Source organism: Haloimpatiens myeolchijeotgali (genome assembly GCF_042688525.2).
Classification (GTDB): Bacteria; Bacillota; Clostridia; order Clostridiales; family Clostridiaceae; genus Haloimpatiens.
Map to the genome: position 1 here is coordinate 2,244,088 of NZ_JBHWAB010000001.1, position 15,539 is coordinate 2,259,626.

The 15,539-nt window shown below is 28.5% G+C and carries 15 protein-coding genes; 8 read left to right on the forward strand and 7 right to left on the reverse strand.

The genetic code is table 11. The features are described from left to right. Nucleotides 1-75: 75 nt before the first annotated feature. The 6 genes from rsxC to ACFIJ5_RS09865 are packed head-to-tail and all read left to right on the forward strand — an operon-like array spanning nt 76 to nt 5,069. Nucleotides 76-1,398 (forward strand): electron transport complex subunit RsxC, encoded by a 1,323-nt coding sequence (gene rsxC / locus ACFIJ5_RS09840; RefSeq protein ID WP_379806510.1) that lies wholly within the window; start codon nt 76-78, stop codon nt 1,396-1,398. Nucleotides 1,399-1,414: 16 nt separating this feature from the next. Next, nucleotides 1,415-2,347: an RnfABCDGE type electron transport complex subunit D gene (locus ACFIJ5_RS09845; protein WP_379806512.1), complete on the forward strand. Its 933-nt coding sequence runs from the start codon at nt 1,415-1,417 to the stop codon at nt 2,345-2,347. Continuing rightward, nucleotides 2,348-2,923: an RnfABCDGE type electron transport complex subunit G gene (locus ACFIJ5_RS09850; protein ID WP_379806514.1), complete on the forward strand. Its 576-nt coding sequence runs from the start codon at nt 2,348-2,350 to the stop codon at nt 2,921-2,923. After that, a complete protein-coding gene (rsxE, locus tag ACFIJ5_RS09855; protein WP_379806516.1) occupies nt 2,923-3,588 on the forward strand; it encodes an electron transport complex subunit RsxE in 666 nt (221 codons plus the stop codon). Before ACFIJ5_RS09850 ends, rsxE begins: the two co-directional genes overlap by 1 nt. 43 nt (nt 3,589-3,631) lie before the next feature. Then, nucleotides 3,632-4,210, forward strand: a complete 579-nt coding sequence (gene rsxA / locus ACFIJ5_RS09860) for an electron transport complex subunit RsxA (protein ID WP_379806518.1) — start codon at nt 3,632-3,634, stop codon at nt 4,208-4,210. Nucleotides 4,211-4,229: 19 nt separating this feature from the next. Beyond that, entirely contained in the window at nt 4,230-5,069 is an 840-nt protein-coding gene (locus ACFIJ5_RS09865; protein WP_379806520.1) for an RnfABCDGE type electron transport complex subunit B, read from the forward strand. A gap of 319 nt (nt 5,070-5,388) precedes the next feature. Here the strand turns inward: ACFIJ5_RS09865 and ACFIJ5_RS09870 are convergent, their stop codons facing one another. The 3 genes from ACFIJ5_RS09870 to ACFIJ5_RS09880 form a co-directional block, all read right to left on the reverse strand. After that, nucleotides 5,389-5,871, reverse strand: coding sequence for a Gx transporter family protein (locus ACFIJ5_RS09870; RefSeq protein WP_379809585.1), 483 nt, complete (start codon nt 5,869-5,871; stop codon nt 5,389-5,391). Between the two features lie 72 nt (nt 5,872-5,943). Beyond that, nucleotides 5,944-6,324 carry a NusG domain II-containing protein gene (locus ACFIJ5_RS09875; RefSeq protein WP_379806522.1) on the reverse strand — a complete coding sequence of 127 codons (381 nt, stop codon included), beginning with the start codon at nt 6,322-6,324 and terminating at the stop codon, nt 5,944-5,946. Next, nucleotides 6,308-7,333 (reverse strand): FAD:protein FMN transferase, encoded by a 1,026-nt coding sequence (locus ACFIJ5_RS09880; RefSeq protein WP_379806524.1) that lies wholly within the window; start codon nt 7,331-7,333, stop codon nt 6,308-6,310. The genes ACFIJ5_RS09875 and ACFIJ5_RS09880 overlap by 17 nt, the downstream gene beginning before the upstream one ends. A gap of 249 nt (nt 7,334-7,582) precedes the next feature. Here ACFIJ5_RS09880 and ACFIJ5_RS09885 point away from each other — a divergent pair, with 249 nt between their 5' ends. Then, nucleotides 7,583-9,586 (forward strand): methyl-accepting chemotaxis protein, encoded by a 2,004-nt coding sequence (locus ACFIJ5_RS09885; protein ID WP_379806526.1) that lies wholly within the window; start codon nt 7,583-7,585, stop codon nt 9,584-9,586. 123 nt (nt 9,587-9,709) lie between these two features. On the opposite strand, the gene ACFIJ5_RS09890 is transcribed toward ACFIJ5_RS09885, so the two are convergent. Both ACFIJ5_RS09890 and ACFIJ5_RS09895 read right to left on the reverse strand, forming a co-directional pair. Then, nucleotides 9,710-10,474 (reverse strand): N-acetylmuramoyl-L-alanine amidase, encoded by a 765-nt coding sequence (locus ACFIJ5_RS09890; RefSeq protein ID WP_379806528.1) that lies wholly within the window; start codon nt 10,472-10,474, stop codon nt 9,710-9,712. A gap of 1,093 nt (nt 10,475-11,567) precedes the next feature. Beyond that, the gene (locus ACFIJ5_RS09895) at nt 11,568-11,927 is read right to left on the reverse strand and encodes a DUF4064 domain-containing protein (RefSeq protein WP_379806530.1); all 360 of its coding nucleotides are present in this window, start codon (nt 11,925-11,927) and stop codon (nt 11,568-11,570) included. 205 nt (nt 11,928-12,132) lie between these two features. On the opposite strand from ACFIJ5_RS09895, the gene ACFIJ5_RS09900 reads away from it, so the two are divergent. After that, a complete protein-coding gene (locus ACFIJ5_RS09900) occupies nt 12,133-12,993 on the forward strand; it encodes a DNRLRE domain-containing protein (protein WP_379806532.1) in 861 nt (286 codons plus the stop codon). A gap of 104 nt (nt 12,994-13,097) precedes the next feature. On the opposite strand, the gene ACFIJ5_RS09905 is transcribed toward ACFIJ5_RS09900, so the two are convergent. Together ACFIJ5_RS09905 and ACFIJ5_RS09910 are read right to left on the reverse strand one after the other, a co-directional pair. Further along, nucleotides 13,098-13,535: a DUF6385 domain-containing protein gene (locus tag ACFIJ5_RS09905; protein WP_379806534.1), complete on the reverse strand. Its 438-nt coding sequence runs from the start codon at nt 13,533-13,535 to the stop codon at nt 13,098-13,100. Nucleotides 13,536-13,742: 207 nt separating this feature from the next. Continuing rightward, nucleotides 13,743-15,524 carry a tetratricopeptide repeat-containing glycosyltransferase family 2 protein gene (locus tag ACFIJ5_RS09910; RefSeq protein ID WP_379806536.1) on the reverse strand — a complete coding sequence of 594 codons (1,782 nt, stop codon included), beginning with the start codon at nt 15,522-15,524 and terminating at the stop codon, nt 13,743-13,745. Nucleotides 15,525-15,539 lie beyond the last annotated feature (15 nt).

Sequence of the window (15,539 nt, forward strand, 5' to 3'; positions counted from 1 at the left end):
ATGTAACCTAATATATTTTATACTTATAATACAATTAGTTCTTCTACTATATTAACTAGAAAGGAAGTATCAAAAATGGACTTACTAACTTTTAAACGTGGTGTTCATCCACCTCATGGTAAACATCTCAGTGAACATAAACCTATTGAAGATTACACTCCAAAAGGAGAACTTGTATTTCCACTATCTCAACATATAGGTGCTCCTTGTGAATCATTAGTAAAAAAAGGGGATAAAGTCCTTGTAGGACAAAAAATAGGAGAAGCTAAAGGATTTGGATTATCCACTATACATAGTAGCGTATCTGGTACTGTAAAAAATATTTTACCTATGATGACCGCTAGTGGCAACAAAATACCTTCTATAATTATTGAAAATGACAATAACTATGAAACAATATCCTTACCTAAAGAAAAAAGAGATTATACAAAATTATCTAAAGAAGAACTAGTAGATATTATTAGAGAAACCGGTATAGTAGGAATGGGAGGAGCCTGTTTCCCAACACATGTAAAATTAACTCCTCCAGCAGATAAAAATATAGATTCTATAATAGTAAATGCTGCTGAATGTGAGCCATATTTAACATGTGACCACAGACTAATGCTTGAAGAAACTAAAAAAATAGTAATTGGTTTAGACATTATTCTTAAAATGTTTCCAAAAGCAAAAGGATATATTGGTATAGAAAACAATAAGTTGGATGCTATTAAACTTATGAACGATGCTGCTAAAAGTTTTCCTAATATAGAAGTGAAAGCTTTAAAAACTAAGTATCCTCAAGGTGCAGAAAAACAATTAATATATTCAATCACTAAACGTGAAGTACCATCTGGAAAATTACCTGCTGATGTAGGTTGTATAGTTCAAAACGTAGGAACTATGCACGCAATTTATAAAGCAGTATCATTTGGTTTACCACTTACAGAAAGAATAGTTACTGTAACTGGTGAAGCTATAAAAGAACCTAAAAACTTAAGAGTAAAACTAGGAACTTCTGTTAGAGAATTAATAGAAGCTTGTGGTGGATTTAAAGAAGATCCAATAAAAGTAATATCTGGTGGTCCAATGATGGGAATGACTTTATCAACTCTAGATATTCCTGTTATAAAAGGTACCTCTGGAATTTTATGTCTTACAAAGACACAAGCTGTTCTACCAAATCCAACAAACTGTATCAGATGTGGAAAGTGTGTAGATGCTTGTCCAATGAACCTAATACCAGGTAAATTAAAATCATTAGCTGAAAGACACGAATATGATGAATTTGAAAAACTTAACGGATTAGATTGTATTGAATGTGGATGTTGTACTTTTGTATGTCCTGCTAAAAACCATTTAGTTCAATCTATAAGAACTGCTAAACGTGTTGTAATTGCTAACAAAAGGAAAAAATAGATAAGAGGTGACATAAATGAATGATCCAATTTTAACTTTATCTTCATCTCCTCATATTAGATCTAATAATACAGTTCAATCTATTATGAGAGATGTAATTATTGCTTTAATACCAGCTATATGTGCTGGATTGTACTTTTTTAAATTTAAAGCAGCTTTAGTAATACTTACTGCAGTACTTTCTGCTGTTATTTCTGAATTTGTTTGGCAGAAGTTAACACACAGAGATGTAACTGTAAATGATTTAAGTGCTGTAGTTACTGGTTTACTACTTGCTTTTAATGTTCCCCCTACTCTTCCACTTTGGATGGTAGCTTTAGGTAGTATTTTTGCTATTATTATCGTAAAACAACTCTTCGGAGGTATTGGTCAAAACGTTGTAAACCCAGCTCTTGCAGCTAGAGCATTTTTACTAGCTTCTTGGCCTGTAGCTATGACTACATGGTCAATAGATGGAACAACTTCTGCTACACCACTTGCAATATTAAAAAGTGGCCACGGAGATCTACCTTCTATGTTTAATATATTTATAGGTCATATTGGAGGTTGTATTGGTGAGACTTCTGCATTAGCTTTACTTATTGGTTTTGCATATCTTTTATATAGAAAAGTTATTTCTTGGCATATACCAGTATTTTATGTAGGAACTGTTTTTCTATTAACTACTTTAATAGGAAGAAATGGATTTATGACTGGTAATGGTATTTATGAAATATTTACTGGTGGTTTAATGCTAGGTGCTATATTTATGGCTACAGATTATACTACATCACCAATGACTAAAAAAGGACAAGTTGTTTTTGCTATTGGTTGTGGTGTTGTTGCAACTGTAATTCGTATATTTGGTGGATATCCTGAAGGAGTATCTTATTCTATATTAATAATGAACTTATTTGTTCCACTTATAGATAAATTTATAACTCCTAGAAAATTCGGGGAGGTGAAGTAATTGGAGAAGAAAGAAAGTACATTTAAGCTAGGAGCTCTTTTGTTAATAATAACTGCTTGTGCTGGATTAATTCTTGGAGCAATTTATAATATTACAAAAGAACCCATTGCAAAACAAATGGAAAAAACAAACAATAGTGCTATGAAAGAAATACTTACAAAAGCTGATAATTTTAAGAAAAAAGACGTAAAACTAAATGGAAATATACTTGAAGTTAATGAAGCTACAGCTAATAGCAAAACTGTAGGATATGCTATAAAAGTAACTACTAAAGGTTATGGTGGAGCTGTAAAAGTAATGGTTGGTATATCACTTGATGGTAAGCTTCAAGGAATAAAGATATTATCTCAAACTGAAACTCCTGGACTTGGTGCTAATTCTACTCAGCCATCATTCTATGGTCAATATAAAAATAAACCTATAGATAAAGATTTAACAGTAGTAAAAACTACTCCTGCCAATCCAAATGAGATACAAGCTATAACTGGTGCTACAATTACTTCAAAGGCTGTAACAAAAGGAGTTAATGAAGCAATCAAGTTTTACAAAGATAACTTAGAAGGAGGGAATAAATAATGAAAGCTCTCTTAGAAAGATTAAAAAACGGTATTGTTGATGAAAATGTTATATTTGTACAAGTTTTAGCAATGTGTCCTACCCTTGCTGTTACTACTAGTGCTGAAAATGGTTTTGGTATGGGAATTGCTTCTACTGTAGTTCTTATGGGATCAAACTTTGTTATATCATTACTTAGAAATTTTATTCCTGATAAAATTCGTATTCCTTCTTTTATAGTAGTTATTGCTTCTTTCGTTACTGTACTTCAACTACTAATGCAAGGATTTGTACCTAGTTTATATAATTCATTAGGAATATTTATTCCTCTTATAGTTGTTAACTGTCTTATACTTGGTAGAGCTGAAGCTTTCGCTTCTAAAAACCGTCCTATAATATCTATATTTGATGGACTTGGTCAAGGATTAGGTTTTACAGTTTCTTTAACTATAATTGGTATCATTAGAGAATTTTTAGGTACTGGCGCGATTTTCGGAAAACACTTTATGCCAGCTTCTTTTCAACCTGCTCTAATAATGATTTTAGCTCCAGGGGCTTTCTTTACTCTTGGAATTCTTATGGCTTTAATCAATGTTTATAATAATAAAAAGAAAAAAGAAAATAAAAGAATTACTGAATTTGCAGGCTGTGATGGAAACTGTAGTCACTGTTCAATGAAAGATTAATATAAACATTTTACTAGATAAGCAGAAAGAGGTGTGAAATTGAATGAATTTATTTTTAATTTTTTTAGCTGCTCTGTTAGTTAATAACGTTGTACTTGCTAAATTTCTAGGAATCTGTTCTTTCCTAGGAGTTTCTAAAAAAATAGAAACTGCAGCTGGTATGGGGCTTGCTGTTACTTTTGTTATGGTTTTAGCTTCATTTATTTCTTTTATAGTTTTTGACTTTATTTTAGTTCCACTAAAAATAACTTTTCTTTATACAATTACATTTATATTAGTTATAGCATCTTTAGTTCAATTTGTAGAAATGGTAATAAAGAAAACAAGCCCTGCTTTATATAAAGCTCTTGGTATCTTTCTTCCATTAATAACTACAAACTGCGCAATATTGGGTGCCGTTATTATAAATATGAATGAAAAACATACTTTAATTCAATCTATTGTTGCTGGACTTGGTTCAGGATTAGGATATATGTTAGCTATTGTACTTTTAGCAGGATTAAGAGAAAGATTAGATGCTAATGATGCTATGCCTGAAGCTATGAGAGGATTACCTATTTCATTAATCACAGCTGGATTAATGTCTATAGCATTTCTAGGCTTCAATGGTTTAATTCATTAGTTGGAGGTGTAAATAAATTATGAATAACTTAATATTTGCTGCCCTAAGTTTAGGGGGATTAGGACTTATATTTGGTCTTGTTTTAGGATATGCTTCTAAAAAATTCCACGTACCTGTAGACGAAAGAGTTCCTAAAATAAAAGATTGCTTACCAGGTGCTAACTGTGGTGGATGTGGATTTGCTGGATGTGACGCATATGCTCAAGCAGTAGTTGATGGTAATGCTGCTCCAAACTGCTGTTCTGTAGGAGGACCTGAAGCTGCAGAAAAAATCGGAGAAATAATGGGTATCACTGTAGAAGACAGCGAACCAGTAAAAGCTTTTGTAAGATGTATAGGTACTTGTGAAAGTGCTAAAAGAAGAGGAACATACTATGGAAACATGGACTGTAGAGAAGCTTCTGTAATTCCAGGAGGCGGTACTAAATCTTGCAGCTTTGGTTGTTTAGGACTTGGAAGCTGTGTAGAAGCTTGTCAATTTGGTGCTCTTAGCATAAAAGATGGTGTTGCTGTAGTTGACGAAAGTAAATGTACTGGATGTGGCGCCTGTGTTAAAGCATGTCCTAGAAATATTATAGAGCTTAAACCAGTTTCAGAGGTTATAAGAGTTTCTTGTAATTCAAAAGATAAACTAAAAGCGGTTAAAGATGTATGTGACTCAGGATGTATAAGCTGTGGTCAATGTGTTAGAAATTGTCCTAATGATGCTATTACATTTGAAAACAACCTTCCTGTAGTGGACAAGGATAAATGTACTTTATGTATGACTTGTGTACAAAAATGTCCTACTAAGGTATTAAAAGCTCATAATAATGGAATAAAAATTCTAGATTTAAATAACACTAAAAAAGTTGGTTAAAAACTTATAAAAAAGGCTGTATCAACATAAAAGTTTATTATGTTGATACAGCTTTTTTTATAGTTTCGCAGATAAAAAATAGCCGCTACGGGAAATGATATCTTGCTCAGAAACCTTTCACTTCAGTAACAAGTTCTAAACTTTACTCATATTGAAAAAAGATTTTTTAATTAATATTCCGTAGGAATCAGTAATTAAAAAATAACTTTTTTCAAATTCGTAAAGCTAAGAACTTGTAAACTTTGTTCAAATGTTTCTTACGCAATATATCATTTCCCTTCGCTAAGCAGTATTTTTTACTGCAAAAGTTGAATAATTATTAATTATTCATTATCTTTAATAAGTATTTATTTAAATATTTGCCAACAAGACCTATAAAATATCCTGTTATCAATGCAGCTATCATAAGAATAGGAAAATATAAATAGATTTTAAAATCTTGTACTACTATTGCAGCTATAAAAAGTTGTCCTATATTATGAAATATCGCCCCAACTATGCTTATTATTTCAATACTAAAATGTTCTTTAAAGTATTTATACATTATAATCATAATTATATTACTCAAAAGGCCACCAGAAACACTAAACAAAAAAGAAGATAGATTTCCTGTAAACATAGACCCTAATAAAGTTCTTAAAAACATTACTAAAAGTGCCTCTTTTCCTCCAAAAGCAATTAATACAATTAAAGAAACCACATTAGCTAACCCTAACTTTATTCCTGGAAAAATTACAGGAATTTGCGCTTCTATGACATATATAGTAAGTGCTGTTCCTACCATCAAACTTAAGAATACCATTTTTTTTAATTTATTCACACTACCACATCCAAACTTTTAATAACAATTAAGAATTAATAACTTAACTTTGTTTTAGTAAGTTACATCATCCACTTGTTTTTTTCCTTCTATCTTTATCATAAGCCTATGAGGAAGGCAAGCAGCATTATCCCCTGGTTTACTTAGCCAACCAGATTTTACACATATTTTATCTGGACAATTAGCATCACTAAATCTAATTCTTCCCTTCTCTACTAATACCACATTATAAAAATCTTCTTTATAAGGAATTTTAATTTTTTCAGACTTATTAATTTTATCCAAGCATATAGTCTTTATTACCTTACCATCTTGTTTAATTACAGCAATAGCTTCTGCATTCTTATAAGAAGATCTATATATGTAAATTCCTACTGAACTGATAATTAATGTTATACCTATAATCAATAAAATAATTTTATCTCCCTTTTTCATAAGTAAACTCCTTATCTGTAAGTTCAAAATTAGTTTTTAATCCTGAAGTAACATAAACTTTTTTATCTTTAGTTATAAAAATTCCCTCTATTCCATTTAAAGATTCTATAAGATTTATGGCTTTGTCTAATCCCAATACATATGCAGACGTAGAAAGTGCGTCTCCATCAATAGAATTATCAGAAACTATTGTTGCACTAATAAGTCCTTTCTCTGCTGGATATCCTGTTTTAATATCAAAAATATGATGATATCTCTTATTATTTTTTATAAAATATCTTTCATAATTTCCTGAAGTAACAATAGATTTATCACTTACTGTTAAAATTCCCATGTATTGTCCCTTATCTTTTATAGGATTTTGAATACCTATTTTCCATGGCGATCCATCTGTTTTATTCCCTATAACATCTACATTTCCACCTAAGTTGATAAAAGCACTTGTTATGCCTCTATCTTTTATTATTTTTTTCAATTTATCTGCTGCATAACCTTTGGCTATACCCCCTAAATCTATCTCCATTCCTTTCTTCTTTAAATATACTTCACCATTTTCTTTTACTTCAATGTCTTTATAATTTATAAGTTGTTTAGCTTTATCTATTTCCTCTTTAGAAGGTACTCTTGCTTTATCTGTACCTATACCCCAAAGTTTAACTAAAGGTTCCACACTAATATCAAAATTACCCTGAGAAAGTTTACTATATTTTAAAGCTTTATTTATTACATAGTATGTTTCTTTACTAACTTTTTCACTTTTCTTGCCTGCTGATTTGTTTAATTTACTTACCTCACTATTGGGTTTATTAACCGACATTTTCTCTTCTATTTGGCTTAATTTATTAATAGATGCCTGTACAGCTTCTTCTGCATTTTTACCATAGACTTTTAACTTAACTATAGTACCTAATACATATGTTTCTCTAGATGCTTCTTTTTGTCCACATCCTATAAAACTCATACTACAAATTATTAATAACATTAAAATCATTTTTTGTTTAATCTTCATAGTTACTACCACCTCTAACAACGTTGTCTAAATTTGTCTTAATATAGCTCTTTATATATTAGCATATTTTACATATTACTTCAAAAACTATATTTATTATGATTTTATTAAAAAGAACATTTGTACAAATTTTTATATATTTCATAATCGCTTAAAAATTTATATAAAACATATAAATTTTTTTCATAATAATACGATAATAATATTGTTTTGTCATATTTTGTTGAAAAATCAGCATGGAGGTGTAATATGAAACTTAAAAGCAAATTTTTAACATTATTTATTTTATTTGCTATACTACCACTAATTATTGCCGGTACAGTAATTACCTATAATGTAAACATTCTTAATACAAATGATGCACAAAAACGTTTAACTAATCAAAATAACATAGTTAAAAATTCTGTATCAGGAACAATTGATTTAATGAAAGATATTAGTCAAACATTGGCTGATAATATGATGATTGAAGAATATTTAATTAGTGTTGAGAAAAAAAACGAACTTAAGGAATTAAAAGATGAAGTACAGCAGATGTTAAAAAAATCTTTAGAAACTTATAAATTCAAAGAAAATGTAGCTCTAATAAACACATCTGGAAAATGTTTTATGGATTCAACAGGAGATTTATTAAATAAAGATTTATCTAATATGGAATATTTTATAAAAGTTAAGCAAGATAAAAAACAATATATAAGTAAAGTTAAAAGTAGTATTGTTACAGGAAAACCTATATTTGTTATAACAACTCCTATTTTAGATGAAAATAGCCAATTTATTGGAGCTGTAGTAGAACCAATAGATCTTTATTCAATATCTCAAAAATACATAAAGAATATCAAGATAGGACAAACTGGATACACATTTATAGTAGATAATAACGGAACAACTATTGCTCATCCTAAAGACGAAGAATTATTAAAGAAAAATTTATTAAAAATTGATATAGGAAAAGAAATATTAAATTCCAAAAATGGTATAGATGTATATGAGTATAATGGTGTAAAAAAATTAACTAGTTATTCTTTAGATAAAAATACTAATTGGATTTATATTTCCACTATCCCTTTATCTGAATTTACCAAAGTAAGTTCTAGTATACTTAAAATAATCATTACTATTATTATCTTAGCTGCCTTAATATGTGGATTTATAGCTTTATTTATAGCTAAAAGCGTTTCGAATCCTATAGTTAAAGTTTCACAAGCAATGAACAAAATTGCTCATGGAGATTTTACAATTTCAGTGCAATCTAAAGGAAAAAATGAAATTGCTCATATGTCAAATAAAATAAATGAAACTATGGAAAGCTTGAGAGAATCTATATCTGTTGTAAAAGGTACTTCTGAAAATGTAAAAGACACTGCAGACACATTATCTTCTACATCACAAGAAATGACTACTGCTGCCAATGAAGTTGCATCAGCAGTACAAGAAGTTGCTCAAGGAGCTACAACTCAAGCAAATGAACTTATGGATGTAGTAACTCTTATTAATGAACTTGCAGAAGAACTATCTAAAGTTCAATATAACTTGACTAATGTAAATTCAAAAACAGATGATACACAACTTAAAGCACAAGAAGGAAAAGAACAGATACATGTTTTAGTAAGTTCTATTAGTAATATAAAAAATACTTTTGAATCTGTTATTAACAAAGTTTTAAGTTTATCCAATACAGTTTCAAAAATAGGAAATATCACAGATGTGATAAATGATATTTCAGAACAAACTAACCTTCTTGCATTAAATGCTTCTATAGAAGCTGCAAGAGCTGGAGAACACGGAAAGGGATTTGCAGTAGTAGCTGATGAAGTAGGTAAATTAGCAGACGAATCAAAGTACTCTTCAGAACAAATTTTGAAATTAATTAAATCCATAAGCAAAGAAACTAAAGACGTTATGATTACTACTGCACAAGTAAAAGAACTTTTAAATGATCAAGAAAATACAGCTAATAGTACAATATCCTCATTTGTAACTATAATATCTTCTATAGAAGAAGTAAGTCCACTTATAGATGAAACAAATATTTCTTTAAATTCTACTGTAAATTCTAAAAATATAATATCAAATAAAGTACAAAATGTATCTGCAGTTTCACAGGAAGTTTCTGCTTCAGCTGAAGAAATATCAGCCTCTTCAGAAGAAATGCTAGCATCTTGTGAAGAAGTTACTAGACTTGCCGATAATGTAGATACTGCATCAGCAGATCTATCAGAAAAAATGTCAATATTTAAAATAGAATCTTAATGAATTAAATTAAACCCTTCAGATGGAGTACAAACTTCACCTGAAGGGTATTTTTACTTTATCCCATGTCTACCCCCACTAAAACTTCCTGAGTTAAGTGGTGCTGCAACGTTAAAATCTTTTTTATTCTGTTAATCTCTTACTACCACCATTACCTTTATTATCATTCCAATAAATATCAACAAATCCTTTACCTATTGCTATATAATTACCTCTATCTTTGTGTATAATTAATCTGCCGTCCGATACCTGCTCTATATAACCTGTTGTTCCTGGTACTTTAAATATATTTTCCCCTTCTGGAATAGTTTTGTCATCATATCTACTTACCATTTCACTTTCCCCCTCAGAATCATTTTCTTGCTCCTCTGTGACAGTCTTTCCAGTTAAACCTTTTACTATTGCATTTGCCAAGTTATTCGCATTATATTTATTCATATCTTCTTTGTTATCTATAAAAGCACATTCTATAAGCATAGAAGTCATTTTAGTATTTTTAATTACATAAAAACTACTTCCATCTTTTATACCCCTATTTGTATATCCTAAAGCAAATATATTATTTAATACATCTTGTGCTTCTTTAAATTTTTTTCCATTATAAGTCCAAATTTCTGTACCATGTGCTTGGCCATTAAATTTGTTAAAATGTATACTTATAAACAAATCTACATTATTGTTATTAGCCTTATTAACTCTATAAGATAATGAACTTCCTACAGAACTAGCACTATTACAGGTACAATCTATAACTGAATAACCTAAAGTTTTTAATTTTGATATTACTCTTTGTCCCACTTCTCTTGTCAAATTACTTTCAGCTTTTATACCAACTGCACCATAATCAGGTCCACTAATAGTATGTCCACAATCTATTCCTATCTTCATAATATTTCCTCCTAGAAATAATTTATCCAAATTCTTTTCATTACACTTATTTATTTCCCTATTTTATATTATGAATTTTTTAATATTGTGTTCTTATTAAGGAAATTATAAATTTTTTTCAAATAATTTAGTAGAGCAGCTATTTTTCACCTGTAAAAGTTGAGTTATTAATTTTCTTTTAGTTTTCTGCATAAAAAACTAACCTTCAAATAGAGTATAACTCTACTTGAAGGTTAGTTTAACTTGCTTTAACAAGTAATTGTCTTTAAATATATATTATAATAATTAATTTTACAAACAATATTATGTAGTATATTTTTAGAATTATTTCTTGGGAAATATTTACAATAATTTTTTAATAAATTAACTTCACTTCACAGGCTTTATATATTGCCCATAAATAAAAAAGTATAAGAACAGGAATCTTTAAATAACAATTAAGAATTAATTATTCATTCAACTTTCGCGGTAAAAAAATACTACTTAGCGAAGGGAAATGATATATTGCGTAAGAAACATTTAAAATTAATTAAGAATTAATAATTAAAAATGAATAATGAATGTTGATTTTTGCTTTAGCAAAAATCTTTAATTATATTAGTTATTTTGCCCTAAGGCAAAATTTCCTTAATTATTAATTATTCATTATTAAATATTAATTATCTTTAAAGTGAAAGGTTTCTAAGCAAGATATCATTTCCCGCAGCGGCTATTTTTCACATGCAAAAGTTGAGTTATTCATTATTAACTCAACTTTCGCAGGACAAAAATACTACCTAGCGAAGGTAAATGATATATTGCGTAAGAAACATTTGAACAAAGTTTACAAGTTCTTAGTTTTACGAATTTGAAAAAAGTCATTTTTTAATTACTGATTCCTATGGAATATTAATTAAAAAATCTTTTTTCAATATGAGTAAAGCTTAGAACTTGTTACTGAAGTGAAAGGTTTCTGAGCAAGATATCATTTACCGCAGCGGTTGTTTTTCACCTGCGAAAGTTGAGTTATTAACTATTAATTATCTTAAAAAAATTGCTGTTCTTATACTAATTTTTATTTACTATATCCATACATTTATGGTAAAAAATCTATTTACGCTGAAATTGAATTATCTTTGTCTTTTGATTTTTTAAATAATCCCATTAATCCACCTATTATTAACAATATTCCTGGCAATATATAAAGAGCAGAAACACAAATCACTCCTCCTACTGCCGCTATAGTCATGAAACCTCCTCCCAATTTTGCCTTACTACGTACTATAATAGCTCCTACTATTCCTAAAATAGAAAGTACAATTGCTACTATACCTAAGCTTCCAACAGCATTAGCTCCTTCTGCTCCAAAAGCATCTCCAAGTCCACCTATTCCCATTGCTGCAATACCACATATAATACCTAAAATACCTCCAATAAGTCCTAATACAAATTCTGCAGTTCTTTTATTATTCATAAAGTCCCCTCCTAAATTATCTTCTATATAAATTATACATAATTGTAAAATATTTGTAAAGATATATACTTAATTTTTATTTGAGTTATATGTTTAAAATATCACACACTATCTTTTTCATCATATTATATTATATGAGAATCTTTTCAACTATTTTGTTTTTACTATGAAAATTTGATTCTCAAAATAACAAGGAGTGAAAATTATGCCTAATATTATATTACCAGTATCAGAAGATACTAGTATTTCCCAAATGTTTCCTGATGATAATTTTGGTGGAGACAGTAGTCTCTGTTGTGGTAGATTTTCAAGTTTAACAAGTATTTATCGAATTTTGCTAAAGTTCGATCTTTCTTCTATTCCTAGTACAACTGCTATTGAAAGTGCAGTTTTAAAATTATATATAAATCAAAATAGTGTTCCCGGTATACCAAAACCAACAAAAGTGTATAATCTTTTAAGCAGCTTTAGTGAATATGATGTAACTTATTCAACACAACCTACTTTTGATCCTACTGAAGTAGCTTCATCCAATATTACTTCTGAGATGAACACTTATATAGAATGGGATATAACATCTTTAGTAAGAAATTGGCACCTTGGAATTACTACAAATTATGGATTATTAATACGTGGTTTAGAATCTGAATATTCTTTAACTGGTTTCGTAAGCAGAGAACATCCAGATACTGACATTCATCCTATACTTGAAATTAGTTGTCACAGCGATACAGATCTTATTGAATATCCGCCTGAAGATGTTACAAGCACAGGTAATCTAGCTTATTCAAGTTCTATTCTTCTAGGTGGCGGAATTGCAACTTTTTGTATGAAGAATTTAGGTCCAAAACCAGTATATATATTTCTACAACTAAGTGCTGATAATATTAATTGGATTGATGACCACCCAACATTTATTGGGTCATACCAACTAGATCAAGGGAATACTTTAACTATAAAAACAAGTGGATATATGCCTTATGCTCGTCTAGTATGTCTAGCTTATGATTGTTCAAATCCTAGTGATCAAGCTACCTTAAGAGTATACAAAACTGTTAAATATTAACAATCTCCCATTTATATATAAAGGGACTGAATGGAAAATAATTTTAAATATTTTCACATTCATTCCCTTTTCTTTATCATATTTCTTTTTTACAAAAGTACAACTTATATTTGTCCTTGCATAACTATATCCAAATTCGTGGAATTAACTCCACTAGATTTATAGGCTATACGAGTATATCTTGCAAAAATCATTGGTACTAAAGCTTTCATCTCTCCAGCTCTAACAGTAATTTCTAAGCTATCATCTATATAATTTGAATCATCTGGACTTATTTGCAATTTAACTACAGCATCATAGCTTCCTTCATTTTTTACAAAGAATGTAACAGCTGATTGCTGTGAAGTAATAAATTTTGACGTATAGTTAAAAGTAATTGAAGTTGAACCATTATCGGAACTTTCAAGAAAAGCTCTTCCAGCTAAATTAACATTAGTTGATGGAGTTACTGGAGTATTTTCTTTAATCCATTCAAATATATCTTTATTTACTTCAATTAGTTCCTCATCTTTTGTATAAATATAGTTGGGATTTGTAGGCATGTTAAATCTCTCCTAATCTATAGAACTATTTTCTTACCCTATTCTTTCCCTACTTATTTCAATACAGAACATAACCATTTAGCTTTTTCAAAATTAAAAATAAATTTCTAAGAAAATTCTTATATTTAAAAATATAAAGATTCTCTTATTTTAATATATGAAAAATATTGTATAATAGTACTAAAAAATCAAAATTAAATTTTATTATTAAGCTTTAAGAATATCTATCCCTTTTTCATCTATTACATCAAACATCTTTATTGATCTTATTATTTCTTTTTTTGCCATATCAATATACTCATATTTATAATACAATTTTCCTAACTTAAGCAATACGGATTTATCGCTTATTAAATTTAATAAATTTAATGATTTTTCAAATTTATCAAATTGTTTATTTATAAGAAGTATTTCACAAATCTCAAAAATAAAAGTTGTATAATCTTGTTTATTTTCATCTTGAGATAAAATAGCAGTTGGCTTACCTATAAATAAATTAACTAATTGCTTATAAACTTGTAGTGTTTTTTTATCTTTATTAGATAAATTATTCTCATTAATCTGGTTTATAGTAACTAAAGCTAAATCATTTTTGTCTATTATAATAAAACATATAACTTTGTACAGTAAAAATTGAAAATAATATAAATTATTTTTAGGTATAGTATCACTATATTTAATACATTTATCAAATTGAGATGTTCTCATAAGACATTTACCTTTGAAAAATTTAAGTTGTTCTGAAAGTTCCTTTTCTGATTCATATTTTTCTAAATATTCTAATGCTGTTTCATAATATCCTTCTTTATAAAATAAATCTGCAGCTACTACATATGCTTTTGGGAAATCCTTAAAAAAACTTTCTATTTTCTTTTTGAATTCATTTATTGGAGTTTTCTTTAATTTAAATATGTGTGCAATTCTATACAATGGTGATAAATAATCTGGTTTACATTTTATTGCCTTATTGCAATACATATATGACTTATCATAATCCTTAATTTTCAAATAAACTTTAGATAATGAGTCATAGGCTAAGAAACCCTCTACTCCACAAATATTTTTAAGATTAGGTGGTGCTTCTCCCATTTCTACACACTTTTCAAAAGCACGTATTGATAAAGTAGGTTTATTTTGCATATCATATATAACACCTCTATAATAGTACAAATCAGTAAATTTAGGATAATATGAAATACCAATATTTATAAATTTCAAAGCTTCATCAAATCTTTTTAACATATAATTCATCATAACTACTCTCAAAATAAGCTTAGGTGAATATGCTCTTTTAGGATTAAATTCTTTACAAACTTCATAAAAACATTCTAATGCTTTCTCGTGTTGTTTTATCGCACAATATTCATTCCCTAAGTTAAAATAATGAAATTTATTTTGAGGTTCTTTTTTTATTAACTCTTTAAGAATTTTTATATTTCTGTTTCTCTTATCTTTTTTAATTACATTTTTCTGTAAATATCCATAATGATATATTCTTATATCTTCAGTTTTTGCATTAATATGATTTAAATTTTTTAATTGGTTGTGTATCTCTCCTTCATAATAGTATCCATAATTGTTTTTAAAAAGACGTGGATTAAGATTTGAACCCATATTAAAACTTTTTTTAATAGATCCTATATAACTCAAAGTCTCAAAATAATACAAAGTATTATCCTTAAGATTAGTTACTAATTCTTTAAATTTACCTTTGTCTTCACTGCAAAATTCATCATCGCCGTCCATGATTAAAATCCAATCTTTTGTAGCATATTTTAATGATTCATTTCTCGCAGCACTAAAATCATTACACCATTTAAAATAATATACTTTTGCACCATAGTTTTTTGCAATTTCTACTGTTCTATCTTTAGAACCTGTATCAACAATTATCATTTCATCAACTAAATCCTTTATACTCTCAAGACATCTTGGAAGATTTTCCTCTTCATCTTTTACTATCATGCAAACACTTATTTCATTAGACATTTACATTATCACCTC